At 71.8% G+C, this 24,276-nt stretch carries 38 protein-coding genes; 4 read left to right on the top strand and 34 right to left on the bottom strand.

Annotated elements, in window-relative coordinates:
• Positions 1-2,937 carry a hypothetical protein gene (locus ABZ883_RS14900; RefSeq protein ID WP_360906024.1) on the bottom strand — a complete coding sequence of 979 codons (2,937 nt, stop codon included), beginning with the start codon at positions 2,935-2,937 and terminating at the stop codon, positions 1-3.
• Positions 2,938-2,953: 16 nt separating this feature from the next.
• Positions 2,954-3,400 carry a hypothetical protein gene (locus ABZ883_RS14895; RefSeq protein ID WP_360906023.1) on the bottom strand — a complete coding sequence of 149 codons (447 nt, stop codon included), beginning with the start codon at positions 3,398-3,400 and terminating at the stop codon, positions 2,954-2,956.
• Between the two features lie 32 nt (positions 3,401-3,432).
• Here ABZ883_RS14895 and ABZ883_RS14890 point away from each other — a divergent pair, with 32 nt between their 5' ends.
• Positions 3,433-4,197, top strand: coding sequence for a hypothetical protein (locus ABZ883_RS14890; protein WP_360906022.1), 765 nt, complete (start codon positions 3,433-3,435; stop codon positions 4,195-4,197).
• A 21-nt stretch (positions 4,198-4,218) separates the two neighbouring features.
• Here the strand turns inward: ABZ883_RS14890 and ABZ883_RS14885 are convergent, their stop codons facing one another.
• The 5 genes from ABZ883_RS14885 to ABZ883_RS14865 all read right to left on the bottom strand — a co-directional run bounded on the left by ABZ883_RS14885 (position 4,219) and on the right by ABZ883_RS14865 (position 7,312).
• Positions 4,219-4,731, bottom strand: a complete 513-nt coding sequence (locus ABZ883_RS14885) for a hypothetical protein (protein ID WP_360906021.1) — start codon at positions 4,729-4,731, stop codon at positions 4,219-4,221.
• On the bottom strand, positions 4,731-5,096 hold the full coding sequence (locus tag ABZ883_RS14880; RefSeq protein WP_360906020.1) for a hypothetical protein: 366 nt from the start codon (positions 5,094-5,096) through the stop codon (positions 4,731-4,733). The genes ABZ883_RS14885 and ABZ883_RS14880 overlap by 1 nt, the downstream gene beginning before the upstream one ends.
• Positions 5,093-5,476, bottom strand: a complete 384-nt coding sequence (locus tag ABZ883_RS14875; protein WP_360906019.1) for a hypothetical protein — start codon at positions 5,474-5,476, stop codon at positions 5,093-5,095. Before ABZ883_RS14875 ends, ABZ883_RS14880 begins: the two co-directional genes overlap by 4 nt.
• A gap of 87 nt (positions 5,477-5,563) precedes the next feature.
• Positions 5,564-6,487 (bottom strand): P22 phage major capsid protein family protein, encoded by a 924-nt coding sequence (locus ABZ883_RS14870; protein ID WP_360906018.1) that lies wholly within the window; start codon positions 6,485-6,487, stop codon positions 5,564-5,566.
• A 12-nt stretch (positions 6,488-6,499) separates the two neighbouring features.
• Positions 6,500-7,312, bottom strand: a complete 813-nt coding sequence (locus ABZ883_RS14865; protein ID WP_360906017.1) for a hypothetical protein — start codon at positions 7,310-7,312, stop codon at positions 6,500-6,502.
• 147 nt (positions 7,313-7,459) lie between these two features.
• Between ABZ883_RS14865 and ABZ883_RS14860 the strand changes: the two genes are divergently transcribed.
• On the top strand, positions 7,460-7,774 hold the full coding sequence (locus ABZ883_RS14860; protein ID WP_360906016.1) for a hypothetical protein: 315 nt from the start codon (positions 7,460-7,462) through the stop codon (positions 7,772-7,774).
• Here ABZ883_RS14860 and ABZ883_RS14855 read toward each other — a convergent pair.
• The 13 genes from ABZ883_RS14855 to ABZ883_RS14795 form a co-directional block, all read right to left on the bottom strand.
• The gene (locus tag ABZ883_RS14855) at positions 7,771-8,874 is read right to left on the bottom strand and encodes a phage minor capsid protein (RefSeq protein ID WP_360906015.1); all 1,104 of its coding nucleotides are present in this window, start codon (positions 8,872-8,874) and stop codon (positions 7,771-7,773) included. The two genes, ABZ883_RS14860 and ABZ883_RS14855, sit on opposite strands and share 4 nt — an antisense overlap.
• Positions 8,855-10,390: a capsid protein gene (locus tag ABZ883_RS14850; RefSeq protein WP_360906014.1), complete on the bottom strand. Its 1,536-nt coding sequence runs from the start codon at positions 10,388-10,390 to the stop codon at positions 8,855-8,857. The genes ABZ883_RS14855 and ABZ883_RS14850 overlap by 20 nt, the downstream gene beginning before the upstream one ends.
• A 24-nt stretch (positions 10,391-10,414) precedes the next feature.
• On the bottom strand, positions 10,415-11,698 hold the full coding sequence (locus tag ABZ883_RS14845) for a PBSX family phage terminase large subunit (protein ID WP_360906159.1): 1,284 nt from the start codon (positions 11,696-11,698) through the stop codon (positions 10,415-10,417).
• Entirely contained in the window at positions 11,688-12,227 is a 540-nt protein-coding gene (locus ABZ883_RS14840) for a helix-turn-helix domain-containing protein (protein ID WP_360906013.1), read from the bottom strand. Before ABZ883_RS14840 ends, ABZ883_RS14845 begins: the two co-directional genes overlap by 11 nt.
• Positions 12,228-12,367: 140 nt before the next feature.
• A complete protein-coding gene (locus ABZ883_RS14835; protein ID WP_360906012.1) occupies positions 12,368-12,682 on the bottom strand; it encodes a hypothetical protein in 315 nt (104 codons plus the stop codon).
• 103 nt (positions 12,683-12,785) lie between these two features.
• Positions 12,786-13,010, bottom strand: a complete 225-nt coding sequence (locus ABZ883_RS14830) for a hypothetical protein (RefSeq protein ID WP_360906011.1) — start codon at positions 13,008-13,010, stop codon at positions 12,786-12,788.
• 503 nt (positions 13,011-13,513) lie between these two features.
• The gene (locus tag ABZ883_RS14825) at positions 13,514-14,149 is read right to left on the bottom strand and encodes a hypothetical protein (RefSeq protein ID WP_360906010.1); all 636 of its coding nucleotides are present in this window, start codon (positions 14,147-14,149) and stop codon (positions 13,514-13,516) included.
• A complete protein-coding gene (locus ABZ883_RS14820; protein ID WP_360906009.1) occupies positions 14,146-14,697 on the bottom strand; it encodes a hypothetical protein in 552 nt (183 codons plus the stop codon). The genes ABZ883_RS14825 and ABZ883_RS14820 overlap by 4 nt, the downstream gene beginning before the upstream one ends.
• Positions 14,694-14,867 (bottom strand): hypothetical protein, encoded by a 174-nt coding sequence (locus tag ABZ883_RS14815; RefSeq protein ID WP_360906008.1) that lies wholly within the window; start codon positions 14,865-14,867, stop codon positions 14,694-14,696. The genes ABZ883_RS14820 and ABZ883_RS14815 overlap by 4 nt, the downstream gene beginning before the upstream one ends.
• Positions 14,867-15,613: a DUF2637 domain-containing protein gene (locus ABZ883_RS14810; RefSeq protein WP_360906007.1), complete on the bottom strand. Its 747-nt coding sequence runs from the start codon at positions 15,611-15,613 to the stop codon at positions 14,867-14,869. Before ABZ883_RS14810 ends, ABZ883_RS14815 begins: the two co-directional genes overlap by 1 nt.
• 131 nt (positions 15,614-15,744) lie before the next feature.
• Positions 15,745-17,070 carry a glycosyltransferase gene (locus ABZ883_RS14805; protein WP_360906006.1) on the bottom strand — a complete coding sequence of 442 codons (1,326 nt, stop codon included), beginning with the start codon at positions 17,068-17,070 and terminating at the stop codon, positions 15,745-15,747.
• 80 nt (positions 17,071-17,150) lie between these two features.
• Positions 17,151-17,330: a hypothetical protein gene (locus ABZ883_RS14800; RefSeq protein WP_360906005.1), complete on the bottom strand. Its 180-nt coding sequence runs from the start codon at positions 17,328-17,330 to the stop codon at positions 17,151-17,153.
• Complete coding sequence (locus ABZ883_RS14795; RefSeq protein ID WP_360906004.1) at positions 17,330-17,596, bottom strand: hypothetical protein; 267 nt, start codon at positions 17,594-17,596, stop codon at positions 17,330-17,332. The genes ABZ883_RS14800 and ABZ883_RS14795 overlap by 1 nt, the downstream gene beginning before the upstream one ends.
• A gap of 147 nt (positions 17,597-17,743) precedes the next feature.
• On the opposite strand from ABZ883_RS14795, the gene ABZ883_RS14790 reads away from it, so the two are divergent.
• Both ABZ883_RS14790 and ABZ883_RS14785 read left to right on the top strand, forming a co-directional pair.
• A complete protein-coding gene (locus tag ABZ883_RS14790; RefSeq protein WP_360906003.1) occupies positions 17,744-18,022 on the top strand; it encodes a hypothetical protein in 279 nt (92 codons plus the stop codon).
• Positions 18,015-18,434, top strand: a complete 420-nt coding sequence (locus ABZ883_RS14785; protein WP_360906002.1) for a DUF6221 family protein — start codon at positions 18,015-18,017, stop codon at positions 18,432-18,434. Before ABZ883_RS14790 ends, ABZ883_RS14785 begins: the two co-directional genes overlap by 8 nt.
• 123 nt (positions 18,435-18,557) lie before the next feature.
• Here ABZ883_RS14785 and ABZ883_RS14780 read toward each other — a convergent pair whose 3' ends face one another.
• From ABZ883_RS14780 to ABZ883_RS14715, 14 genes are all read right to left on the bottom strand, one after another.
• Positions 18,558-19,343 (bottom strand): hypothetical protein, encoded by a 786-nt coding sequence (locus ABZ883_RS14780; protein ID WP_360906001.1) that lies wholly within the window; start codon positions 19,341-19,343, stop codon positions 18,558-18,560.
• Positions 19,344-19,358: 15 nt separating this feature from the next.
• Entirely contained in the window at positions 19,359-20,138 is a 780-nt protein-coding gene (locus ABZ883_RS14775; RefSeq protein WP_360906000.1) for a hypothetical protein, read from the bottom strand.
• Between the two features lie 99 nt (positions 20,139-20,237).
• On the bottom strand, positions 20,238-20,594 hold the full coding sequence (locus ABZ883_RS14770; RefSeq protein WP_360905999.1) for a hypothetical protein: 357 nt from the start codon (positions 20,592-20,594) through the stop codon (positions 20,238-20,240).
• Between the two features lie 106 nt (positions 20,595-20,700).
• The gene (locus ABZ883_RS14765) at positions 20,701-20,928 is read right to left on the bottom strand and encodes a hypothetical protein (RefSeq protein WP_360905998.1); all 228 of its coding nucleotides are present in this window, start codon (positions 20,926-20,928) and stop codon (positions 20,701-20,703) included.
• Positions 20,925-21,080 carry a hypothetical protein gene (locus tag ABZ883_RS14760; RefSeq protein ID WP_360905997.1) on the bottom strand — a complete coding sequence of 52 codons (156 nt, stop codon included), beginning with the start codon at positions 21,078-21,080 and terminating at the stop codon, positions 20,925-20,927. The genes ABZ883_RS14765 and ABZ883_RS14760 overlap by 4 nt, the downstream gene beginning before the upstream one ends.
• Complete coding sequence (locus ABZ883_RS14755) at positions 21,073-21,690, bottom strand: hypothetical protein (RefSeq protein ID WP_360905996.1); 618 nt, start codon at positions 21,688-21,690, stop codon at positions 21,073-21,075. Before ABZ883_RS14755 ends, ABZ883_RS14760 begins: the two co-directional genes overlap by 8 nt.
• Entirely contained in the window at positions 21,687-21,866 is a 180-nt protein-coding gene (locus tag ABZ883_RS14750; protein WP_360905995.1) for a hypothetical protein, read from the bottom strand. Before ABZ883_RS14750 ends, ABZ883_RS14755 begins: the two co-directional genes overlap by 4 nt.
• Before the next feature lie 57 nt (positions 21,867-21,923).
• Positions 21,924-22,373 carry a hypothetical protein gene (locus ABZ883_RS14745; protein ID WP_360905994.1) on the bottom strand — a complete coding sequence of 150 codons (450 nt, stop codon included), beginning with the start codon at positions 22,371-22,373 and terminating at the stop codon, positions 21,924-21,926.
• A gap of 34 nt (positions 22,374-22,407) precedes the next feature.
• Positions 22,408-22,710, bottom strand: a complete 303-nt coding sequence (locus tag ABZ883_RS14740) for a hypothetical protein (RefSeq protein WP_360905993.1) — start codon at positions 22,708-22,710, stop codon at positions 22,408-22,410.
• A 13-nt stretch (positions 22,711-22,723) separates the two neighbouring features.
• Positions 22,724-22,927, bottom strand: a complete 204-nt coding sequence (locus ABZ883_RS14735) for a hypothetical protein (protein WP_360905992.1) — start codon at positions 22,925-22,927, stop codon at positions 22,724-22,726.
• Entirely contained in the window at positions 22,924-23,310 is a 387-nt protein-coding gene (locus tag ABZ883_RS14730; RefSeq protein WP_360905991.1) for an SLOG family protein, read from the bottom strand. The genes ABZ883_RS14735 and ABZ883_RS14730 overlap by 4 nt, the downstream gene beginning before the upstream one ends.
• A gap of 2 nt (positions 23,311-23,312) precedes the next feature.
• Positions 23,313-23,522, bottom strand: coding sequence for a hypothetical protein (locus ABZ883_RS14725; protein WP_360905990.1), 210 nt, complete (start codon positions 23,520-23,522; stop codon positions 23,313-23,315).
• Positions 23,519-23,911, bottom strand: coding sequence for a hypothetical protein (locus ABZ883_RS14720; protein WP_360905989.1), 393 nt, complete (start codon positions 23,909-23,911; stop codon positions 23,519-23,521). Before ABZ883_RS14720 ends, ABZ883_RS14725 begins: the two co-directional genes overlap by 4 nt.
• Positions 23,908-24,273, bottom strand: a complete 366-nt coding sequence (locus ABZ883_RS14715; protein ID WP_360905988.1) for a hypothetical protein — start codon at positions 24,271-24,273, stop codon at positions 23,908-23,910. Before ABZ883_RS14715 ends, ABZ883_RS14720 begins: the two co-directional genes overlap by 4 nt.
• Between the last annotated feature and the right edge of the window lie 3 nt (positions 24,274-24,276).

Raw genomic sequence — 24,276 nt, 5'->3', positions numbered from 1 at the left:
TCAGCCTCCTGATGTAGTGGTGGCGGTGAGCCGTGGCCCGCCGGCCGATGCCGTCAGCGCCGGGACGCGCACGGCGGCGGAGAGTGCCGGGGCGGTGGTGCCCGGGGCCAGGACCGGCCCGGCCGCGCTCGGGGTGAGCACTGGCCCGGCCGCGGTTGCGTCGAGGTGGTCGGCGGGCTGCTGGCGGCGGCCGGTGAGGGCCTGTGCCTGGGCGCGGTCGGTGGCCCATGTGAGGCGGATCGCCGGGCCGATGAGCGCCCGGTCCGTCTCCAGTGCGACACCCAGCGCCCGGGTCTTGCCTGTGGCGAGTGGCCGGGCGAGCGTCGATACCGCGGCGGCTGTCAGCGAGCGGGTCTTGCGCTGGCCGGCGGGCAGGGCGCTGTCGGACTGTTCGGCGCGCCCGAGCTGGAGGGTGGCCTGTTGGCCGAACGGCCGCGCCGTGTCGATGCCAGCGGCGGGAGGCAGGGGCGCCCGCTTGCTCCCCGTGAGGGGGCGTGCGGTCGCGGTCTCCTCGGCGGGTGCGACGGCGCCCGGGACGAGGAGGCGCTGTGCCGTGCTCGTCTCGGTGGCCGTAGCTACCGCGGCCCGCTTGGCCCGGCCGATCGGGCGCCCGGCGGCGGCCTCCACGGCCACTCCCAGCAAGGCGGTCTTGCGGCCGGTCAGTGGCTGCGCGGTCTCGACCGCCGCGGCTGTGGCCTGGGGCTTCGTCTTGCGGCCGGCGGCCGGTCGGGCCGTATCCGTCTCGCTCGTGAGCGTCAGCGCGCCCGCGGAGATAGGCGTCAGGCCGAGCGCCTGGGCCGTCTCGACTGCGGCGCCCAACTGTTGGGCCGCCGCCCCGGTCAGCGAGCTGGCCGTCTCGGTCTCCGCAGCAGTTGGCAGGCTGACGCGCTTGCCGGTGCTCAGCGGCCGCGCGGCGGCGGCCTCCGCGGCCGGGCTGGACTGTCCGAGCTTGGCCCGGGTGAGTGGCCGGGCCGCGTCCACCGCGTCGGCCGTGCCGAGCGGGCGCGCCTTCGCGCTGCCCAACGGCCGGGCTGTGCCGGTCTCCTGCGCGGTCTGCAGCCCGGACGCCGGGAGCAGGGGCAGTGCTGCCACAGCCTCGGCTGCGACCCCCAGCGTCAGGGTCTTCAGGCGGCCCACGGTCCGGGCTGTGCTGACCTCGTCGGCGGCCCGGAGGCCGGAGGCCGGGGCGACCGCCAGAGCCGCGCTGATCTCTACGGCCGGGGCGAGCGCGAACCGCTTCCCCCTGCTGGTCGCCTGCGCCGTGCTGCTCTCCGCCGCGGGTGCAAGAGCCGCGGACTTCCGTCGGCCTGCGGCCTGCGCCGTACCGGTCTCGGCGGCCCGGGCGAGAGCTTGTGTCTTCCGTCCGGCCAGCGGCTGGGCTGCCTCGCCCGCCTGGGCCAGCGGGAGTGCCTTGCGCTTCGCGCGGGTCAGAGCCTGCCCGGTGGTCGTCTCAGCAGCCTGCGGGATCGGGCGGGCCCGCGTGCGCCCGAGCGCCTGTCCTATGCCGGTCGCGCCGGCGGGGGTCAGGGCGCGCGCCCGCGTGCGGCCGGGGGTCAGTGCGGCATCGGTCTCGGTGGCGGTGCCCAGCGCCAGCGTCTTGCGGCGTCCCAGCGGCTGCGCCGTGGCGCTCTCGGCCGCTGGGGTGCCCGCGCGGGTCTTGCGGCGGGCCAAGGCCTGGCCGGTGTCCGTCTCGGCCGCCGCGGTGGCCGGCTTCGTCTTGGTCTTGCCGGGAGCCTGGCCGGTGTCGGTCTCTGCTGCGGTGCCGAGGGCGATGGTGGTGACGTTGGGCGGGTTGAACTCGACCAGCGCCCACAGCGTGGTCACGCGGCGGGTCGTCGACTGGGAGACGTTGGAGCGGTAGCCGATCTGGCTGGTGGCCAGCGCCGTACGGGTCCAGGCGATGCTGCCCTGCGGGTTGGTGTACGCGGTGATGCCGTAGAGCTTCGGGACGGCGCTCTTGTGGCTGGTCCAGCCGTTGACCGCGACCGAGGTGGACGCGGACTCCGTGACCGTGCCGGAAGCCTGGCCCTTGAGGCGGGTGACGATGCTCGCCGTGGTCGTCGCGGTCGAGCCGACGCGGGCGCCGACCGACACGAGCGTGATGGTGTCGGAGGCGCCGATCCCGGCGGTGGTCGGCGAGGACACGGTGAAGTCGTCGGTGGTCGTTGTACCTGTTGCGGTGGTCGCGTTGTAGGACGTGGCGTCGTCCGGGGCGATCTCGGAGACGCGCGTCCAGTTGTTGGCGGAGCCCGCGGTGCCGCCCACGACGGTCGCGAATCCGTTGTTGTCGCCCTGGCCGGCGGGCTGGAGGTGGACGACGGAGCCGGGCCCGGGGAGCGCGTTCTGCACGCTGCCGGTGTTGTCGTTGACGGCGATGTCGTCGATGTAGATGTCGAGCGTGGTCGCTGAGTTGAGGGCGCCTGCGCGGAGCCGGGAGAACCCGTTGATGTTCGTGCACATCTGGGAGCTGGCGAGCGTGCCGTCGATGTACAGCTTGAAGGCGGAGACGCCGGAGGTGAGGGTGCCGGAGACGTCGTCGAAGTCCGCTTCGATCCGGTACCACTGGTTCAGGTTGAGCGCGGACGTGGCGGAGCCGAGGTCGACGTTGGTCTGCCCGTCCCGCAGGATGAGCGTCCCGTTCGTCTGGAGGCGGATGAGGCCGGGAAAGAACCCGTTCTGCCCGATGCCGTAGATGTTCGTCGCGGCGGCGGGCAGCGCGGCGATCCGCAGGTAGAAGCGGTGGAACGTCCGCATGACCACACCGCTGGTGAGCTGGTGCTCGATGTACGACGTGGCTCCGGACGGGGCGACCCGCAGTGAGGCCGCCCCGGCCCGGTGAGTGGTGGTGTTGATCGCGGCGTTGCCGTTGGTGATCTGCCACTCGATGTCGGCAGTAGCGGTCTGCAGCTCGAAGCCGCAGGTCCACATCCGTGCCACGACGCCTCCCCGTGGGTCAGGCTGCGGACGAGATGCGCACGAAGTCCGCGATCGTCAGCGTGAAATCCGACCCGTCGGGGGTCATGCTGACGTCGTGCTTGGTCAGCGGGACCAGGTCCGCATCGGTGCCGGTCGTGGTGTCCGGGTCATAGCAGATGACCACCGCGCTGATCGCGTTGCCGGTGGCTGCGGTCCATGTGACGTCGGCGGCGTCGATGTTCCAGCGGTCGTTGGTGTCGTCGACCGCCGAGGTGACGCTGGCGAGGGTCTTGCGGCCCATGGTCGTCTGCTCGTTGGAGGCTCCGGCGAGCAGCGTGCCGAGGTCGTCGTAGTCCCGCATGACCGAATCCAGGACGATGCCGCTGGTCTCGATCGGCACCATGATCAGTGCGTCGTTCGTGGCGGGCAGCGACGCATAGTACGCCAGCCTGCCCAACGCAATGTTGAACACAATATTTGCCATTTGGCGCACCTCCGGGCGCGATAAACTCAGGCATGACGCCAATTACTCGGGAGTGCGGTACCTGCGGCACCTCGTACACCCGGAAGGCCAGCGAGGCGGGGAAGTACTGCTCGCGGGCCTGCTACGCGAAGTCGAAGCAGCGGGACGTCGCAAGCAACTGCCAGCAGTGCGGCACCTCGTTCACACACAAGCCGCGCGAGAGCAGGAAGTACTGCTCCCCGGCATGCGCTGCGGACACCCTGCGCCGCACGGCGACAAGGAACTGCGATCACTGCGGCAGCGAGTACAGCCGAGTGCCCGCCCACATCGGCAAGTACTGCTCATCGCAGTGCCGTTACGCAGCACAGCGCAAGCCCGATCAGGCGGGCCGACGCATGGTGCACGCGCCCGGACACCCGTTGGTGGTGACCAGCCCCTACCTGCCTGCGTCCCGCGTCCTGTTGTACGAGGCGATCGGCCCCGGCACCCATCCCTGCCACCACTGCAAGGAACCGGTGACGTGGCGTCCGGGTGACCAGACCGCGCCCGGTGTCTTGGTGGTTGACCACCTCGACCGGGACCCGATGAACGATGCCCTGGGGAACCTCGCCCCCTCGTGCCAGACCTGCAACGTGCTGAACGCCGATCGCACGGTCCGCGATGACGAGACGTACAAGGTCATCAAGAAGGGGACCCGCCTGCGCGGTGAGCGCAGGGAGTGCCGCACCTGCCGGGCCGAGTTCGTCGCCTACCCGGACCCGCGCCCGAACCGCGGCCTGTACTGCTCTCGGCCCTGCGCTCGCAGGGCATCCCGCTGACCCCCTCGCCGAGGAGGGCAACTACGCCGATGCCCCGAGGATGACCACGTCGTACGTGACGCCCGTGGTGCCCCCGGAGTTGGCGATGTGCAGGAGGTCGGCCGTGGTTGCGGTGACCGCGTAGCCGGTCGCGTCGGCCGCGCCCGTCATCAGGGCCAGGACGCCGCCCGGGCGGACGGTCACGGTGTGCGTGGCGCCGCCGACCCAGGAGATGAAGCCGTTGGACGAGGCGCCGCCGACGACCACGTTGTTGGTGTTGCCGGTCGCGGCCGCGATGTACAGGCCCTTGACCCGGGCGAAGCTGATCGTCGCCCCGAAGGCGTCGACCAGGACCCCGGCGAGGTCGAGATCCTCCGACGCGGACGCGGCCAGGGTGCGCCGGTCCTGGAAGATCCGGTCGGCCTTCCCGGCCCCCGTGCCGGACGCCAGCGCGAGTGCCTTGCGGGCCGCGATGGTCGCCGTGGCCGAGCCGAGATCGAGACCGGAGGTGAGGTCGCCGTTGACGGCGACGGACATGCCGCTGGTGAGTGCCATCACTCGTCTCCCGTCCGGCCGTAGGCCTCGATGAGCTGCTCCTTGGTCAGGTCGCCGATCGCGGCCTCCTCATCGGAGTCCTGCGCCTGCGACAGCGCGTACGCGACCCACTCCGCCTTCAGCGCCGAGCGCTCCGGCGGGCTGGTGTTCTCCGGCGGGGTCGCCGAAGCGGGCTCCACAGGCGGAGCGGGGCTCGGTACGGGCTCGGTCGAGGCGCCGCGGGACAGGACACCGTCCTCCACGAGCGGCGGCAGCGCCTGCCCGTCATCGACGCGCCGCCAGTTCGACAGCGCGTCCAGGCGGGCACTGGGCTCGTCGTACTCGACGACGTCGCCCGTGTTCTCGTTGTGGTACCGGACGGTCATGCCGGGACCGCCGTCCGGTAGTCGACCTGTACCAGGATCTCCGTCGGTGACCCGGCCGTGGAGGCCAGGACAACGGAGATGTTGTCGCCGGCCGCGCAGCTGGCGTTCTGCACGGTGGTGCTGCCCGCCCACGAGTCGGTGGTGGTGGCCAGCGCCGAGGCGAGGATGTCGCTGGCGCCCTTCTTGACCTGCACGGTGCCCGCGGAGCCGCCGGTGCGGTAGGCGCGCACGGCGATGATGGCGGCCGCGGCCGGGACCTTGGCGAGCTGGTACGTGCCGGCGGTGCCGGACGGGACGCGGATGGACTGGCTGTAGGTGCGGGCGGCGCTGAGGTCGACCTCGCCGGCCTTGCCGTCCACGCTGTGGACCTTGTACCCCATGGGGGGCTCCCTTCCTGAGGGTGGGCATGCGAAAGGCCCGCACTCGGGCGGGCCTCAGGGCGGGTGGCGCATGCGCGCCCCCGGGGATCAGCCGTCGACGCCCTTGATGAGCACGGCCCGGTTGGCGTCGAGGACCTTGGTGCCGTACAGGCAGTCGATGCTGACGACGTCCTGCTTCTTGTCCATGTCGTAGCCGTAGATGACGCGCAGGCCGAAGCCCTTGTAGTTCGCGATCGCGGCGTTCGGGTTGCCCTTGGGGAGGGCCAGCGGGCGGAAGGCCAGCGCGAGGGCGGTGCGGTGGAAGGCGATGCCGACCTCGGTGGTGGAGATGCCGGAGCCCTGCGGGGAGGGCACGGCGATGTTCTGCGTCATGTACGGGTCGAAGCCGAAGACGCGGCGCCCGAGGCTGGCCTCGGTGAGGCCCTCGGTGGATCCGCGCTTGTCGGCCTGGTGGAACGTGGGGTCGGCGATCCACTGCGCGGCCGTGACCGGGCCGGTGACGACACGCCGGTCCGTGGTGGGGACCTTCTTGACGTCGAGGGTCATGCCGGCCTCGACGAGGACGCGCGGGTCGGACCACAGGTAGGTGGCGGGCGGCCCGGCGGCCGCGATGTCGCCGACCTCGGCGGTGATGTCGTCGCGCAGCGCGAGGAGGTCGCGGTCGATCTTCTGGGCGATGGCCTCCATGGCCGGCCCGAGGAGCTGCTCGTCGAAGTCCTCGATCTTGAGGGTGAGGTCTTCGGCGGTGACGGCGAACGACACGTCGGCCATGTGGTTCAGGGTGAGGTTGACCGAGGTCTCGGTGACGTCCTGAACGGTGATGCCGGACGAGCGGGTGTACTCGTTCGCGGTGAAGACGGCGGGCTTGCGGATGGTGATCGCGTCGCCGATCTTGCGTGCGAACTCGTTCTCGTAGTCGCGGTGTACGAGGTTCGCCATGACGGTGGACTCGTACAGGGTGGCGAGCGCCTGGTTGGCGATGACGCTCGGGGTGAGCAGGGTGTTAGCCACGGTGGGCCCTCCTTATCCGGCGCGGCGCTTGCGGCGCTCGGCGCGGGCTTTGTCGATATCGGAACCGGTGTCGGTGTTGTCCGGCTCACCGGTCCCGCCGGTGAAATCGCCGGATGAGGACGCGGGCGCCTGGCCTGCGGCCTTGAGCTTGGGGTTGTCGGCGACGGCCTGCTTGATGGCCTCGTTGACCTTCTTGCCGAAGTCGTCCGCCGACGGGTCGAGCTTGCCGAGCTTGGTCATGAACGCCCGGCTGTCGGTGAGCGCTGTCGGGTCCGCGCTGTGCTTGGACGCGCCCTTGAACACGGCCAGCTCGATCGCGGTCTCGCGGTGCGCCGCGGTGGCCCGCTCGATGTGCGCCTGGAGCTGCGCGGGGTCGGGCGGGGTCTCCTTCTCGTCCTTGACGAGGCCGAGGGCCTTGCCGAGTTCCTGCACCAGCGAGGTGCGGGCCTCGTCCGCAGCCTGCTGCTTCGCGGTGGTGCGGGCCTTGCCCGCTTCCGCGTTGGCGTCCTTGAGCTGCTTCTCCAGGCGGGCGATCTTCGCGGCGGGGTCTTCCCCTCCGCTGTCCTTCGCCGTGGGCTTCTTGCTGCCCTTGCCTGCCTCGTCATCGCCGGAGTCCGACGTGCTGTCGTCTTCCTGGCTGTCGTCTCCGCCCGTGTCGCTGCTGGTGTCGTCGGTCCCGCGGTCGTCACCGCTGTCGCTGCTGCTGGAATCGGAGCCGTCGTCGTCCCCGCCGTCCGCGTACAGGAACGGGGAGAAAGGGCCGTGGCCGTAGGGGTGCGACCAGGCGATGTCCCGGCGCTGGCGGGCGAGGGTCTTCTTGCTCATGGGTGCCCTCCCGGGCGTGCTGCGCCCGCGCCTGGCGGACGGCTGAGGGTGGCCCCGCGCCTGGCGGGTGCCGTGGTTCCCGGCCCACACCTGGCGGGCCGAAGTCTTTGTGTGCCGGGCGTGCGGCGCGGCAGTCACACTGGAGGCATGTCGGCAATCGAGATCAGCCTCAGCAGGTACGACGGACCGGCCATGATCAACGGTGTCGAGTTCGCCCGGGTGCGCATCGGTGAGCACGCCGAAGGCGGCGACGGATGGGTCGTGAGGAGTTGGGACGGCGCCGCCAAGGCGGCCCGGAGCGAAGTCCCCGCGGTCAACTCGGACTGGGCACTGCTCCCCGGGCCGGTCGAGGTCCGCGTGCCGGAGGTCGGCACCGGCCGCGCGTACATCCAGAGCGTCACGTTGGACGGCTCTCTGTGGGAGATCGAGCTGACGGGCGAGGGTCCGTCGCCGATGGCCTAGTGGGCGTAGTCGATCTGCTCGCGCTCCGGCTTGCGCCGCTGCCCGGTCTCCCGCGTGAGGTCGCGCAGGCGCGCCTGATAGCCGCGGATCCGCAGACGTGCCGCGTCCCGGCCCTGCTGGTCCATCGCGGCCAGCTCGCGGCGCTTCCACCGGCGGACCTGCCGCTCCAGGTAGCGCTGCTGCTGCAGGTCCTCATAGCGGTACGCGGCCGGCGGGGCGGTCGGCAGCTCGGTCACACCCGGCAGATAGAGGCTGACGGAGTGGCGGCAGTTGGGGTGCTGGAACCCGGCCGCGCGCGCCTCCATCAGCGACCCGGCAACGTGCACGGTGACCGTACGGCGGCGCTCGGTGGTGTGCGGCAGCCGCACGTCGCGGGCGCCGGGCGGGCCCGTGAGGGCGAGGACCTTGCCCTCCCACGGTGCGCACAGCGGGCACGACCCGCCGGGGGCACCCACGTACACGAGGGAGTGGCCGGCGGCGGTGAGCCGGTCGGCGTGAGCCTGGACGGCAGCGCGGCCGCAGACGGTGCGGACGGCCATCGACACGTACGCGGCCATCTCCCAGTTCCGGCCGCGGGAGTCGACGAAGCCCGAAACGCCGCGGTTCGCGAAATCATCGAGCGCTCGCTGCGCCGCCTGCCGTCGGGTGATCTGGCCCTCCAGCACGCCTGCGGAGGCGCGAGCGATGACGTCGCGGTACACGTCCTCGGGCTGGCGCAGGATGCGGGCGTAGACCGGTTCGAAGTCCTGATGCAGGGCGCGGAAGAGCCGGTCGACGGGCGTGGTGTCGAGGTCGTCGGGGCCGGGCGGCAGGCGGTGGTGGTCGAGTTCGGCGCGGGCGGCCCGGTCGCCGATGTGGTGGGCTTCGGTGACCGCGTGCTCGGCGGCGGCGGCCGCGCGCTGGCGGAGGCCGGGGATGAGGCGTTGCAGGGCGCGGCGGAGCAGCCCGGATGCGGCGGTGCGGGCGCGCGCCCAGCCGGGCCGGGTGATGCCGGGGGTGAGCATGTCGCGGAGCAGCTGCACCACGGTCTGCTCGGCGACTCCGAACTCGGCTGCTACAGCGGCGGCAAGGTGCTCGGCGTCACCCGGGGAAACCGCCACCGGCCATACCTCCGGCTCCTGGCATCGTCGGGTCGCCCACCAGCCGCCCGGACTCCTTCATGATCCGGTCGGTCTCCGCACGGACAAGCGTGTCGTCCCAGTCCGGGTTGAGCATCCGAACTTTCGTCTCAGCCGACGCGGCCTCGGCCCGCGCCAGTGCCTCGATCGTGTTCGCCAGCGTCAGCGGGTCCTCCGACACGCTGTCGCCGAACTCCACCACGGGCCGCTGCGGCGTCACCCCGGACCGGAACACCTCCGCGTCCACAGCCAGCAGAGCGTCCAGCGCGTGCGCGAGCCCGTCCTGCCAGCGCAGCGTCTTCCGCCCGCGCGTCGTCATCGACCGGCGCTCCCGCGCGGTCACCTCCGTCGCCGTGACAGCAACGTCGCCGCCGCGCCCGAACGTCTGACCCGAGTAGCCGGCGGTGCGCAGGATCTGGTCGATGAGGTCGTTGACGGTGTCCTGGTGCTCCTTCACGCGGATCGCGAACTGCACCACGGTGAGCTGCGCCCCGTCGCTGCCCTTGGTCAGCATGTCCAGGCCCGCGTACGCCTCTTGATCGGGATTGAACGAAGCACCCTTGCCCGGCCCGTTGTTCTGCAGGAACGCGTTGGGCACGACGATGCGGCCCTTGGCGAGGCGGACGTCACGCATCCACGAGGCGTAGGCCTCGTCGAGGGCGTCCATGAGTGGCTCGGTGGATTCCAGGTCGGAGCGGCCGAGGTCGGTGAGGGCGGGGATGCCGCGCCAGCGACGGGAGTTCTGGTTAGGGATGTACGCGGTGTCGAGGCCCTTGTAGGCGGTGGGGATGGCGCCCTGCTCGTCGACGAGGGAAGCGAATCCGGCGGTGGCCGGGTGTTCCTCCAACGGCATCAGCATGCCGAGCTTGTCGCTGGTGCCCTTGTACAGGCCGTGGAGGGTGGCGCCGGGCTCGTGGCGCTCCAGGTGCCGCCACACTTCGCCGTTGTCCTGGGCGAGGATCCGCCAGAACGTGACCGCGGACAGTTGGCCCCAGGTGAACTCGGGGACGGCGCGGTCGTGGTGGACGGCGTCGAGCCACGGCCGGTCGCGGAGCTTCGGGTCGTACACGGGGCGCAGGTACACGCCGCCGAGGGCTGCGGCGACTTCGGCCGCGGTCTGCAGTGAGGCGTGCATGCCCTCGTCGGAGATGGCGTCGAGGCGTTTCTGTGTGGTGTCGTCGCCGGCTCGCAGCACCGGGGCCTCCGAGAAGAGGAGGTCGGAGGATGCGCCGCAGATGTCGCCTGCGATGGGGACGTGGAGCTTGGTGCGCTGCTCGCCGGGTGCGGGAGGGGTGCCCCACCACCAGCGGGCGAAGCGGCCCATGACGCCGGTGCTGTACTGGAGGGGCTTGGGGTCGGGCCCGGCGCTGCCTCCGCCGTAGAGCGCGGTGAGGCGTTCGGGGTCGCCGCCGTACCAGGCGTCCCAGCAGTTCATGGCGGTGAGCGCGGGGCGGAGGCGGGGCGGCGGCCACTCGATGTTGCCGGTAGGCAGGGCCATACGGTGTCGCCTCCTCGCGGCCTGCTACGCGGCCATCTCCAGCTCTTCGGGGGTGATCAGGTGCGGCCGCCACAGGGCCTCGGTCGTCGCGACCGCGTACCGGCCGCCGTCCAGCGAGTGGTCGGCCATCTTCAGCGGCTTGTCCTTGCCCTCTTCGGTGGCCTTGGGGTCCCACGAGTAGCCCGGGGCTTCGCGGATGAAGCCCTCGCACCGGTCGGACACCAGGAGCTGGCCCTCGGCAAGGAGCGTGGCGAGCATCGTGATGCCGCGCAGCACGTCGTTGTCGGCCTCGTGCGAGGTCAAGCCGTCCCGGAACAACTGGAGGCGGAAGCTCGCCGCGGCCGGGTCGACAGCCACCCACTCCGGCCACGCCGGGCCGCCGTTCGGCAGGTGCGGCTCGGTCATCCAGTCCCGCAGCGATGCCGACAGCTGGCCGTCGGTGAGACGAGCCTGGGCGTGCAGCGGGTCATGCCGCCATTCGTCGACCAGATACAGGCGGCGGTCCGCGCCGAGGCCCAGGAGCAGGCCCGTGGACGCGTTGGTGGTGCCGTAGTCGGAGCCGAGCGCGAGCATCCGCTGCATCGCCGGCAGGCGCTGCCAGGGGACGACGTGCCGGGCCGGGTCCCACATGTCGAAGACCGCGCCCTCGGCGGCAACCCATTCGCCGAGGATGAACCGACGGAACCACAGGCCGGTATACATCCGCTTGTAGCGGTTCTTGACCTTCTCCGACAGGGCCGGGTTGTCGTCGAGCTGGAAGTGCCAGACCCGCCAGTCCTCCAGCTTGCCCAGCCGGTCCAGGAAGCGGCGCCGTACCCAGTGGGCCGGGGAGTCGGGGTTGGTCGTGGCGAAGATCTGGGCGCCATCGACGGAGCAGCGGCCGAGGAGCTGCTGGAAGAAGTCCTCGGAGATGACGGTGAGCTCGTCGATGTAGGCGCCCGCGCAGGTGAGGCCTCGGAGGACCTTCTCGGCCTTGGCGTCGGATGCGCCGAGGATGTGGATGGTGCGGCCGAGGATCGTCGCGGTGCTGGCGCCGTTGGTGTAGTGGACGTGCTTGGCCAGGGAGCCGAACAGGGACGGGTCCATGAGCGGGCCGAACACGTTGCGGTTGATGGAGTCGCGGGTGCGGCCGACGACGGCGAGTTCCCCGCCGCGGGGGGCGGTGGCTACGTAGACGAGCCAGCGCAGGAGCGAGGAGAACGTCTTGCCGGACCGGATGCTGCCTTCGGACAGGTTGACGAACGCGTTGCTGTTGACGATGTAGTCGAGTTGCCGGTGCGAGAGCGGGACGGGCAGGTCACGGAGCATCACCGGCCTCGCTCTCCTGCGCGGCCTGGCTCTGCTGGTAGACCTCGGCGAGGCCGACCATCATGCGGCCGAGCACGGATCGGGCGTCGTCTCCGCCGTCGCTGTTGGCGGGCGGGACAAGGCGCAGCGAGCGGTCGATGGCCATGCCTGCTGCCGCGACGAGGTTCTTCTTGGCGTCCGCGGGGGGCTGGTCAACGTGCTTCTCGGTGTACTTGTTGTCCTTGCCGCCGATGTTGAAGACGACGGCGGGCTGCCAGAGCTGTTCGGTGAGGCGCAGGGCGTCGTCGGTGAGGGCTTCGGCGAGGATGGTGCGCTTCTCGGCGAGGTCGGCGACACGGGCGCGGGTGGCTTCCTCGGTGGCGGTGCGGTCGAAGGTCAGTCCCATGTCCTGGGCGACGACGGTGATGGTACGGCCGGAGCGTCCGAGGCGGCGGGCGATCTCGTTGCGGCCGAGACCTTGTGCATGCAGGGCGCGGATCTCGTCGCGCTCTTCCTCTGGGAGGGGATCAACCTTGTCGCGGTAGGACATGGCGGTCACCTCCTGGGCATGCAGAACGGCCCCCTGCCTGGTGGCGGGGGGCCGTTGGGAGTCGTATGGGTCCGGGCACGCCGGACGTGAGGCCAGGATGACGGACGATCACCAGTTTTGCAACTAGGTGCAGACGATCGTCACGCCCCGGGGGGCGGCTGCTGCCAGTTCTGCTGTGGCTGGGGCGGCGGGTAGCCGTAGCCGGGCGGCGGGGTCTGCCCGGGCGGGAGTTGGCCGGGTGGCGGCCCGTACTGGCCCTGCGGCGGGTACTGCGAGGGGTACGACTGCTGTACCGGCGGCCCGTACGACGTGATGGTCTTCTTGCGTCCCATGGCCGCGGCGATGGCCCAGATCGGCAGCCACAGGCCGCATGTGAAGATGCTCAAGATGATGTGCAGCGTGTGGTTCGCGCCCTGCTCGATGACCTGGCGCTGGGGTTGCGGCGGCTGGTACATGGGCTTGTCCCCCGGTGTAGTGATGCGTGTGGGTGCGCCCAGGGTGGCGGGGTGCGGCGGGGGTTGTGGGCGTTGTGACGGTTTCGTGACGGAGTGGGCGCGGCTACTCCTGCTGCGCCTCGTCCCGCCATCGGGACGCTGTGGTCGGACTCTGGAGTTTCAGAACCCTGGCGATGTCTCGCAGCGTCAAGCCCTCGGCACTCGCCTTGGCCACGTGCTTCTTCAGGTCCATCTCGGCGCGCTTGGCCAACGATTGGTACAAGACGAGTTCGGCTTCCAGGGCTGAACGGCGCTCGGGCGTCAGGTCGGACGACTGGTAAGGCGGCATCGGTCCCCCTCGTGTGTCCCATCGAGGGGAGGAGCCTGGCGTACGACGCCCCTCACGGCAAGAGGCCGAGAGGGGCGAGGGCGAACGTCTCCGGGGGCCTCTGCCCCGCGCGATGTAGTCCCGCTGATTCGGGCACCGCTTGCGGGAGGGACTGGCGTTGCCGCCGCCCGACCTGATCCGGCAGACGAGGGCCGCCGTGACGGCCCGGTGCGTTGGTCGCGCGTGTCCAGTGTGGCACGGGGAGCGCTCCACGCCCGGCTGGTCCCGTGAACTCGGGTACGCACCAACAGGCGCGCAGAGGCCCCTCTACCGGGCGTGAAGCGGACCGCCAGTATGCGCCGGAATGATCCACTTGCACAGAGGGCGTGCACGACGAAGCCCCGCCGCACGGGGGTGACGACGGGGCCTCGGGTCGAGTGTGGCAGATCAGTGCCCGCAGTTCTCCGTCCACCAGCCGCACTTGGCGCAGTACGTCGGGACCAGGCGCACGAGGAGTCGACGGATCATCGGACCGCCTCCTGCCGCCGCGACGGCCCGTGCTTCACGATCCGAACCCCGTCCGCGACCTCCTCCACCGACGTGTTGTTGGCGTTGGCGTTGGGGGCCTCACCTGCGGCAACAACGCCAACAGGGGCCCGGCCAGAGTCAGGGGAGGGGAGGTCCAGGCGGTGAACGCCCGGGCCGTTGCCGGCGGGTGTACGGACGCCGGCGCGCACGGGGATGCCGGCCTCGGCCAGCAGCTCGCGCGCAGCCTTCGTGTCCGCGGCGCCCAGCTCGGCGGCGAGCAGGGTGAGGAGCGCGCCGCGCTGGTCGCCGACGACGTCCCAGACGACTTCGAGGACGCCCTCGGGGGTGAGCGGCTCCACCTCGGCGAGGGTCTCCTCCTGCTCCTCCTCGGTCTCCTCCGGTTTGCCCGCGGCGCGTGCGGCCAGCACGAACGCAGCAGCGAGGACCCACCAGGCCAGGGGGTATTGGTAGACGGCGCTGATCAGCAGCGAGCCGACGATGATCGCGACGACCCAGCGGGCGGCGGTCTCGCGCCACTCCCCCGCCCGCAGCGCGGGCCCGGCCTGGCGGAGCAGGATGCCGGCGCCGTGGGCGACCTGGTGCACGGTGGTGAAGGGGGCAGGGCTGCTCATTGCATGACTCCCGTGTACCAGGCGCCGCCCATGTTGATGGCGCTCGCGAGGGGCACGGCGGCGACGCCGGCGATACCGGCGGCCATGCCCATGAAGATGCCGGACAGGACCCCGAACAGGCTCATCTGGCGGGGGATGCGCTTGGACCACAGGTGATGACCGATGACCATGGCGGTCCAGATCGCGAAGACGGCGTAGCCGCCGGCGGTGAGGACGACGGGCGCGGCGCGGGTGGCGGTGGGCGAGTCGCCGCCGATGCCCCAGACCAGGTAGGCGTAGCCGAGGCCGTTGCCGCTCCACAGGACGGCGCGGGTGGTGATACCGAGGACGCTGATGCCGGGCGAGGCGAGGACGGCGATCATGCCGTAGCACCAGGACAGCCAGAACGGCAGCAGTGCGAGGACGCTGCGGCCTCCCCCGCCGTCGTCGGTCTTCTTCCCGCCGCTCTTCTTCCACCAGCGCAGGTGGACGAGGAGCAAGACGATCGTGCCGAGGGTGGGGGCGCCGAGGGTCACGTAGGGCGTGGTCAGGATGTCGGACAGGTTCATGAGTGCCCCAGGGAGAACAGGATCACGATGTAGGCGGCGGCGGCGCTGAGGACGAATGCGGTGCGCGCGGCCGGGAGTAGCCACCGCCACGGCTGGCCGGGCGCGAGTGCAGCCAGGCAGGCGGCTGCGAGGACGGTCAGCATCGGGAAGACGATCAGTCCGAGGGGCATCACGCGCTCCTTGCCAGCTGCGCCTGGATGCGCTGCGCCCGCCGCTGCCCGATGCCGAGATCGGCCTGCAGCCGCCGGAGCGAAGCCGGGCGGCCGGTCTCGGCGAGTGCGGCTGCGTTGACGCGTCGCGCATCCTGCAGCAGCGCCGCGTCCGCATCCGCGGTCGGGAGTTCCGCCACGGCGTACGGGGCGTGGCCTGCGAGGGATGCGGCTGCGCACACGTCGGGATGCGGCTGCGGCCACATCGGCGCGAGGTCGAGGACCAGGCCGGTGCGGGTGTCGTCGGCGACCTCGACGGCCTGTTCGGCTGCGCGCTCGAAGTCGCCGTCAGCGGGGGCGGCTGCGTCCTGGATGCGGTGCAGCGCGTCGTGGACCTGCCGCATGAGTGCGCCGAATGCGACGAGTGCAGCCGACGGCGGGACGGCGGCTACGACGTACTCCATCGGCTGCGCGGTGGCGCCGACGCCGAACACGTTGAGTGCGATGGAGCCGAGGGAGCCGATTGCGGCGAGTGCGTACGCCCACGGGTCGACTACGCCGCGCAGCGAGGCGCGGAGGACGAGGAGTTCGCCGGCCACGATGAACAGGTCGACGGTTGCGGGCCAGGCCCAGGCGCGGACTCCGTCGAGGCCATTCCCGCTGGCGATGTCGTGGAGGTGCTCGTAGGAGAGCCAGAAGGCGGCGCCGGTGAGGGCGATGGTGACGAGGGCGGCGCCCGCTGCGAGTGCGGCGGTCGGGTTCTTCACGAGGGCTCCAGGCGTCGGGGCGGTCGGTCAGCGGCAGGCGAGGTAGGCGATGAGGGCGGGGACGGTGACGGCGGTGCTCACGGCCGCGCCGAGGACGAATGCGTGCTGGCAGTCGCGGATGAGGCGGCGGATCATGCGGGGCGCCCGGGGATGGCGAGGGTGAGGGTGGTCTCGCTGTCGGGGTCGTAGAGCTTGGCGACGGGGATGCGGAGGGTGTCGTCGTCGGCCAGCTGCTCGGCGGGGGCGCCGATCTCGACGGCGCCGCGGGTGCCCCAGCCGTTCCGGCGCAGCGTCGCGAGGGAGTAGAGGCGCAGCGGCAGGAGGAGGCACAGGTTGAGGAGCGCGTACAGCGGGGCCGCGGCGAACGTGCCGAGCCGGTCGCCGAGCGGCACGCCGGGGGCGGAGCGCAGGTAGTGCACCGACCGCAGCCAGGCCATGGCGCAGACCCACACCGCGTACCCGCCGAGGATCTGCAGGCCGGCCGGGTGGACGGCGGTGAGGCCGAGCGCGGTCAACAGGCCGGCGGTGAAGCCGAGCCAGGTGAGGAGCTCGACAAGGTTCAACCACCAGAACGCCCGGGTGATGAACCGGAGCTTCGGGACGAGGATCGCGCCTTCGCGGATGAAGGACTTGCCCCAGCGGATCTGCTGGCGGACGTAATGGCTGAGGGTCTCGGGGACGTCGGTCCAGCCGACGGCGGTGGGCTGGATCAGGGACTGACCCTCTGCCAGGGCGTAGTAGGTGAGGCGGCGGTCGTCGCCGAACGTGGCGGGCTGGCCGAGGAAGCGCTGCTGCAGGAAGTCGTCGAGGTGCTTGCGCATGACCCAGCCGCGGTACATGGCGAGGCTGCCGCAGGCGCAGAGGACGGAGCCGAGGCGGGAGTAGGCGACGCGTTCGCCGAGGAACGCGTTGACGTACCGCATGTCGATGAGGCGGGTGAGGAGGTTCCTCGCGCGGTTGTGGGCGAGGACGAGGCCGGTGACGGAGTGGACGCGGCGGCGGGCGAAGGGGCGCAGCAGTTCGGCGCAGGCATGCGGGGCCAGGACGGTGTCGGAGTCGACGGCCAGGTACACGTCCGCCTTCGGTTGTGCACTGAAGCCGGCGGCGAGGCCGTGGCGCTTGCCGCGGTTCACGGGGAACCGGATGAGCTGGAGGTCGATGCCGGCCTCGGTGAACGCGGGGCGCAGCTGGTCGACGACGTGCTCGGCGTCGCGGGTGCGGGAGCAGTCGTCGATGACGGTCAGGGAGGCGGGGCGGCGGGTCTGGGCGAGGAGGGATTCGAGGCAGCGCCGGAGCATGGCCGGTGCCTCGTTGTAGACCGTGACGACGCCGTGGACGGTGAGGCTCGGGAGCGCCCGCTGCGCCTGGGTGCGGGTGCGGCGGGGTCTGGGGATGGACAGCAGGAGTTTGGCGCCGAGGAGGGCGCCGACGGCGAGGCCGTACCAGTGCAGGTTCACGAGCGTGGGTCTCCGGTGGTCAAGACCGCGCCCTCGGGCCGTGGGGGACGGAAACCCGAGGGCGCGGCCGATCTGGGGTGTTACCTGAGGCGGTCGAACTCGCGGTCGGTCCAGGCCTGTCCGGCGCGGGCCGCACGGTCGGCGCCGCCGTTGCGGTGGCCGGTGCGGCGTTCGCGGGCGGCCTTGTCCGTGGCGGACTCGCGGCCGGCGTACTTCGTCTTGGCGAGTTCGGCGTCGCGGCCGAACAGCTTGAAGCGCATCAGCTGGCGCTCCGGATCTGCTCCCGGAGGTGGAGGGCTTCGACGAGGGAGGCGTGCGCGGCGATGCCCTGCTCGATGTAGGCGATCTTGGCGACGGGGTGCTGCGCCTGGGCGTAGTCCTCGGCAGCGTCGGCGAGCAGCTGGAGCACGGCGGGCGTGGGGGGCTGCGGCTGGGGCCTGGTGACGATGTCGGGCAGGGCGGGGGCGTCGTTGCCGAGCTGGGGCGCGGTACTGGGCTGGGGACGGCGTGCGTCGGTACGCTTCACGTGGATCTCCGTCTGTCTTCGCGGGCTTCGGAGGTCTGGCCCTCGTCCCGTTTGCTGCCAGGCGCCGGGACGAGGGCCGTCTTGTTGCCAGCTTCAAAGTACAGACCTTGTTGCCATGTGGCAACAGGGTCAGACAGGATGGTGCCCATGGCCGAGGCCGAAGGAGGGCCGGACATGGTGTCGTTCCGTGAACTCGCGCGGAGACTGGTCGCTGAGGGGATCGTGGAGCGGATCACGCATCAGCGGCTGTCGAAGATCGCCCAGGCGGATCCGGACTTCCCGCCTATCTCGAAGGTGGGCAGCTCGAACGCCGTGGACTATCGACTGGCTGCGCCGTACTTCCGGAATCGGGTGACGCGGCCTGGGTGGCGTACGGACCTGAGGGGCAAGCCCCCGGCGGAGAGCGAGGAGCAGCAAGATGGCTGATGGCCTGGTGGAGTTCCTGCGGGCCCGGCTCGACGAGGACGAGCGAACCGCCTACGCGGCGGACGACTCGCTCGGCAAGGTGAACCTGGACTGGGTGTACCGGCCGGAGGGCGAACTCGGCGGCAAGGTGGCGTCCGCGCGTGGCGCTGATCTGATCCCGGACGTACTGGGTGGCGTCGGCAAGCACGTCGCGGTACACGATCCTCGGCGGGTGCTCGCCGAGGTCGACGCGAAGCGGCAGATTGTGCAGGCCTACGAGGACGCCGTCGCCGCATTCAACGACTCGGGGCCCGCGTTGTCGAGCTATGACCGGCTGACGGGCTCTGTCAGCTCGCTGCGCCGCACGGTGGAAGCTCTCGCCCGGCCGTACGCCGGGCATCCGGACTACCGCGCCGACGACTGGCGCCCGTAGCCCCAGCAGGCATGACGATGGGCCCGCCCCGGGCTTGGGGGCGGGCCCATCTGCCTGTCCAACACGCGTGTCCGGCGAGGTGCACCCGGAGCCTGCCTGGGGCTCGCGCACGCCGAACGGGTCTCAGTCTGGCACGTCCGGCGCAACGATGGCGCCCCGCTGCTGCGCCCGGATACGGCGGGTCAGTGCGGACTCGGTGCCGTCGTCGTCTGGCACGACCGGCGGGTGCGCGTCCGCGTGGCGTCGGGCGGCTGCGATGACCTGGCCCACGGCTGCGATGCCGTCCTCGGTGAGTGCGCTGGCGCCGTGGAGGCGGATGGGTTCCCCGTCGACGTCGATGACGCGGCAGGTGTCGCGGTCGCCCCAGTCGTCGAGGTCTTCGGCCCAGTCGGCGCGCGCGGCCGGCGTCGGGCGGGTGGCGAGGGCGCGGGCGGTGGCGAGGAGTTCGGTCCACCACGCTTCCGCGGACGGGTGGCCTTGGTGCGGGACGCCGTCGTGTGCGGGGAGGCCAAGGGCCTGGTGTAGGTCGTAGGCGTAGCGCTCGGTGGTGCTGTCCCTGGACCACGCGGTGGCCTTCTCGCCCTCGGCTGCGGCCTGGCGGGCGCGTTCGGTGGCGGCCCGCTCTTCGTCGGCGGACACCGGGCAGGCGGTGAAGCGGTGCTGGACGCCTGACTCCCAGGGCAGCCCGAAGCGTGGACGCTCCCCCGCCAGGAGCCAGTCGACGGTGACACGGAAGGCGCTGGCCATGACGGCCAGGTCCAGCGAGGTGGCGCGCTGCTGGCCGTCGATGATCGCTTTGAAGCGGTGGGGGTCCATGTCGAGTTCGGCGAGGCGTTCGCCGGAGTCGTCGGTGTTGGCCCATGCCTGTCGGACGCGGGCGAGGTACTCGGGCTCGGTGTTCTCGGTCATCGCTCTCTCCTTCGGTCAGGCTGCTGTCTCGGTCTCGGTCCACGTCCGCCCGCAGTCCGCGCACTGCACGGCCGGCGGCTGCCCGTCGCCGGAGTGGAGCAGCAGCTGGCCGCGGCACCCGGGGCACGGCTCCGTGAGGCGGTGCGCGTCGCGGACGAGGTCGATCGCGCGCTGCACCTGCTCCGCGCACGCGCGGGCGGCCTGCGCGATCTGCTCGCGGTGGAGCGCGGTCAGCGGCACGAACGGGCCCGGCTCGCCCTGGAGGCGCAGGATCAGCCAGTTCGCGGCCTCCCGCGCGGTCCTCGCCATCGGCGGGCCGCCGAGCCGGTCGCGGTACGGGCGCGTGACAGCGCCGTTGGCGCCGCGGGCGAGCGTCGGCCACGTCCAGCGGCGGGGGTCGTCGGCGTCGTTCGCGGCGAGCTGATCCCGCTGCGCGATCTCGGCGGGGGTCCAGCCGGCGCCGCGGGGGGCCGGGCGCATGGGCGGGCGTTGGACGGCGGCGGCGATGGTGTCGGCGCAGTAGACGAGGGCCTGTTGGACGTCGCGCATGGTGTCGAGGACCTGGAGGCGGATCGGTGCGGGTGATTCGCCGAGGGCGTCGGGGGTGGAGTCGGCGCGTTCGTCGGCGCGGCGTTGGGCTCGTTCGTCGCGTTCGGCGGCGGTGAGCGCTGCGAGGTGGTCGCGGAGGCGGCCGGCGGGGGGCCAGGTGGTGCCGTGGGTGGTGGTGAGCATGTCGTGGAGGTCGTCCCAGTGCCGGAGCACGGTGGTGAGGTTGTCGATGGGGGTGCGGGTCATCGCGTGCTCCTGGTGTTGCTGGCGGGGCGTAGGCTCGGAGCGTTGCGGTGTTGTGGGGCGCGTCTGTCCTGGGGAGGTCTGGGCGCGCCCTTCGCCATGTCAGGTGAGCGGGCCGCCCTCGCGGCGGACGTACTCGCGAACGAACTCGGTGAACCTGTCCTCGCCGCCGTTGAGCTCGACGACGATCCGGGGCGCTGCCGTGGTCAGCGGCGGCTTCGAAGCCAGCGGGCACGGGTCGTCACGGTCGCACGGCTCGTCGCGGGTCTGGATGGCCATGCCCAGGCTTCGGCGGCCGGTGGCGAAGCTCGGGTGGTCCTCGCTGTCGCTGCCGCCTCGGGCGACGATCCAGTCCGGGCCGACGGCTTCGACGCGAACGCAGTGGTAGTGGTCGCGGCCGAAGATGCCGCGGGCGAAGCCGTGGATGACGTCACCGACGGCGAGGGGGCGGGACGGCATGGTTAGGAACCCTTCCGGTTGCGGGTGGTCTTGGTCGAGGCCCAGAGGGCGGTGCAGAGGATCGCGGTGATGCACAGGGCGATCACGGCGGCGAGGTCGAGGCCGGTCACGGGCGGGGCTCCTTCGCGGTGTTGATGAGCGCGTCGGCCACGGCGAGCAGCGCCGAGGCGATCGTGAGGTTCGAGCGGACGGTGAGCGCGCCGACGGCGGTCGGCCCGTCGAGGCCGCGCGAGGTGCCGTCGGGGTTGGTGCCGATGGCGTTCAGCGTCGCGTTGGTCTCGTTGATCTCGGCGAGGGTGTGTTCGTAGGGCGTGCGGACGGTGCGTTCGGTCACGGTGTGGGCTCCTGGTTCGGGCTCGGGCTGGGCGCGGTGGTGGCGTCGCGGTACGCGTGGTGCGCTTCGACGGCGATGGCGAGCGCGGCCACGGCCAAGGCGAGGAGTGCGGTGGTGAGGCCGGCGAGTACGGCGCGGGCGAGGTCACGCACGGACGGCTCCGTTCTCGTCCCAGCCCGGCGCGCCGTGCCGCGAGGTGCACGGCTCGCAGCGGTGCTCCCCTTCGTGGTCCGACGGGCGGGTGCACCAGCAGTCGCCCCACTGGCTGTCGGGGTCGTCGGCGCGTTGGGGAGGGTCGATGCCGCAGTAGTCGTCGTCGGTGCCGGTGGTGAGCGGTTCCGGTTCGGCCTCCTTGGCGTCGGGGATGCCGTCGAGGGCGCGGATGGTGTCGCAGGGCCACGGGGCGCGGTCTTCGCACTGGACGCAGTGGGCGCAGTAGGCGGGGCTGCCGGACTCGGGCTCGACGCGGGTGTGGAGCTGCCGGACGCGTTCGATGGCGTCGGCGAGGCAGCCGGGGCAGCGTTCGCGGTAGGTGCAAGTGCAGATCGGCTGGCCCTCGTCGTCGCGGACCGGCTGCTGGGCTGCGGGCCGGACGGGCTTCCGCGCGCCGCACCCCGGGTCGCAGGGCACGACGCGGTGGCAGCCTTCGGGCGCAGCGCACACCGGCCCGGGCGTGAGTGTGTAGTCGGTCTGGTCGGCGTTTGCGGCGTTCTTCACGGCGCGGTTGAGGGCGGCGAGGATGCGGTCGAGGGTCGGGGTCATGTGGTGCTCCTGGGCGCGGTGAGGGCTGGTAGCGCGGCCTCGATCTGGTCGCGGAGTTCGCAGCCGGCGCAGCCGTAGTTGGCGGCGAGGTTGTCGTGGCGGCCGACGCTGGTGTGGAGGGCGGAGAGGTAGTGCTCGGTGCGCTTGAGGAGGTCGAGGGCGCTGGGCTGGGTCATGTGGTGCTCCGGGGTGTGGGGCCCGGCCGCGCGCGGTGGCGGCCGGGCCGGGGCAGGTCAGGGCTTCTGGACGGTCGGATCGATGTAGTGCGCGAGCTCCCGGCCGTACCGCGCGAGGTCCTGCTCGCCCTCGGTCTGGCGCAGGTCGGCGTCCTTGCGCAGCAGCTCGGCGAGCTGGTGGGCGTAGGCGTCGAGGGCGCGGTCCATCTCGGACTTGGTGGCGTCCGTGGACCGCATGGCGTGCAGCTGCGCGCGGGGGTCGTCGGCGAGGAGGACGCGGCAGCAGCGGCGATCGGAGAGGTGGACCTCGTTGTCGGCGAAGGCCTGGACGATGGCCGGGTCGCCGAGGAACAGTTCGAGGGACTCGTCCTCGGTGTCCCAGTCGCCCTCCTGCAAGCCCTTGATGAGGTCGCCGAGGACCTTGCGCTTCGCCTCGGGGGTGGCCTTGGCGTCGATGAGGGCGTGGGCGACGGGGTCGAAGATGCTGTTGGCGGAGCTCCAGCCCATGGCGGGTGGTCCTTTCGGTCGTCGGGCGGCCGGGTCAGGCCTGGACGGGTTCCCAGCGAGTGAGGGTGACCTCGCGCTCCTCGACTCGCGTCGCGGTCACCGTGTCGCCGTCGAACGGCTCGACGTCCTGCTGCTCGGTGAGGCCGACGCGGTAGCGGATGAGGTAGGCGTGGCCGTCGTCGGGCGCGCGGAAGATCAGGCGGCGGGTCTCGTGCCAGCGGCCGGACGAGGACGGCTCGTTGACGATCTCGGTGGCGCAGCCTTCGCCGTCGAGTTCGAAGGGGACGCCGACCTCCTCCAGCTCGTCGGTGGTGAAGACGCGGGTGATGTTGGGCATGGCGGTGGTCCGTTCAGTCGATGTAGGCGGCGGCCGCGAGCACGGCCGCGATGGCGAGGGCGACGATCACCGCGGGCATGGCGCGCCGGAACCGGGGCCGGTACTGCCAGGCGTCGCGGAGGCCCGCGCCGAGGAAGAGCAGTGCGAGGAGGACGCAGCCGCCGACGACGATCCCGGCGAGGGTGGTGCCGACGAGGACGCCCACGGACTGGCTCACGCGGTCCACCGCCTGACCTCGATGCCGGCCTGCTCGGCGAGGGCCGCGGTGTGGGAGGCGCCGTTGCTGCCGTTGCGGATGAACGCGAGGCAGACGTCGGCGCCGAGGGCGACCATGTGGGCGTTGCGGCGGAAGCCGGCGGCCCGGTCGAAGCGGCCGCCGGGGCGCCAATCGGCAGGGTGGCGCTCCTCGGTGAGGCCGATGATCCGGTGGCCCCGGACCCACCAGGAGGCGATGGCGTCGGCGCCAGAGGGGCAGGCGCCGTGGACGATGACCGCGGGCACGTTCTGGAAACAGGCGGTTGCGAGTGCGCCGTGGACGATGTCCATCTGGTTCCAGTCGCGGGAGCCGGTGACGAGGATGCGGTACGGCTGCGGGGTCATCGCTACGCCTCCTCGACGGTCTCGGTGGTCTCGCTGCGGACGAGGCGGTACTGCTGGCTGGGGACGGCTTCGCGGGTGATGGCGAGGCGTTCGAGGGCTTCGTCGCGGGTGTCGTAGTCGAGGCTGGTGGCGCGCCACTTGCCGTTGCGGCTGGCTTCGATGAACCACGCGGTGGTGTGGGTGGTGGTGGGTTCGGGCGTGGGTGTGGTCATCGCGGGTCTCCTGCGGCCTGTGTGGCGCCTGTCGCGGCTCGGGTGGGGCTTTGGGTGTCCGGGGCGCCGTGCGGGCCTCCAGCGGGCTCCTGCGGCGCCAGCGACCCGGTCAGGGCGCGGCGTACCGAGTCAGCGGCCCACCAGAGGCCGTTCGCCTCGACGATCTCGGCGACCGCAGCCACAAGCCGGGCCGCGTGCTCCAGTTCGCGGACCCGGGCCCGCTCGGTCTGCAACGCACGCTGCAACCCGCCCGCGCTGCGACGCGCCTCGGCGCCGGCCTGGATCGCGGTACGGAGGAGTGCGGCCTCGTCGGGGAGGAGCGCGCCGCGTTCGGCGCGGGTGACGAGGTCGAGGAGCTGCTGTTCCGGGGAGGGGTTCGGGCGGGTCACTGCTGCGCCTCCTCGGCCGTGCTGGCGTCCTGCTCGGGCAGCGGCTGGACGGCGACGATCGCGATGCGCACGGCAAGCCGGAACGTGAAGTCCGGCATCAGTTCCCGGCGGCGGACGAGACGACCGGCGGCCTCTTCCGGGTCGTCGGTGTAGCTGCTGGCGCACTCCCACGTACCGTCGGGCTGCTGCGACTGGAGGAAGTACTCGACGGCCTGGCGCACGGTGCCGTCGAGCTCGGCCTGCTGAACGTAGTTCTGGCCCTTCCAGCAGATGACTTGGCCGTCGAGGCTGGCGAAGATCTCGGGGCCGAGGACGGTGACGTCACCGTCGGAGTGCGGGTAGGTCGGCTGGCTCGTGGTCATGGG

Origin of the sequence: Streptomyces sp. NPDC046977 (assembly GCF_040644455.1) — a bacterium.
Classification (GTDB): Bacteria; Actinomycetota; Actinomycetes; order Streptomycetales; family Streptomycetaceae; genus Actinacidiphila.
The sequence above is the reverse complement of the archived record's forward strand: the minus strand, read 5'-3'. Positions and strand labels throughout refer to the sequence as shown.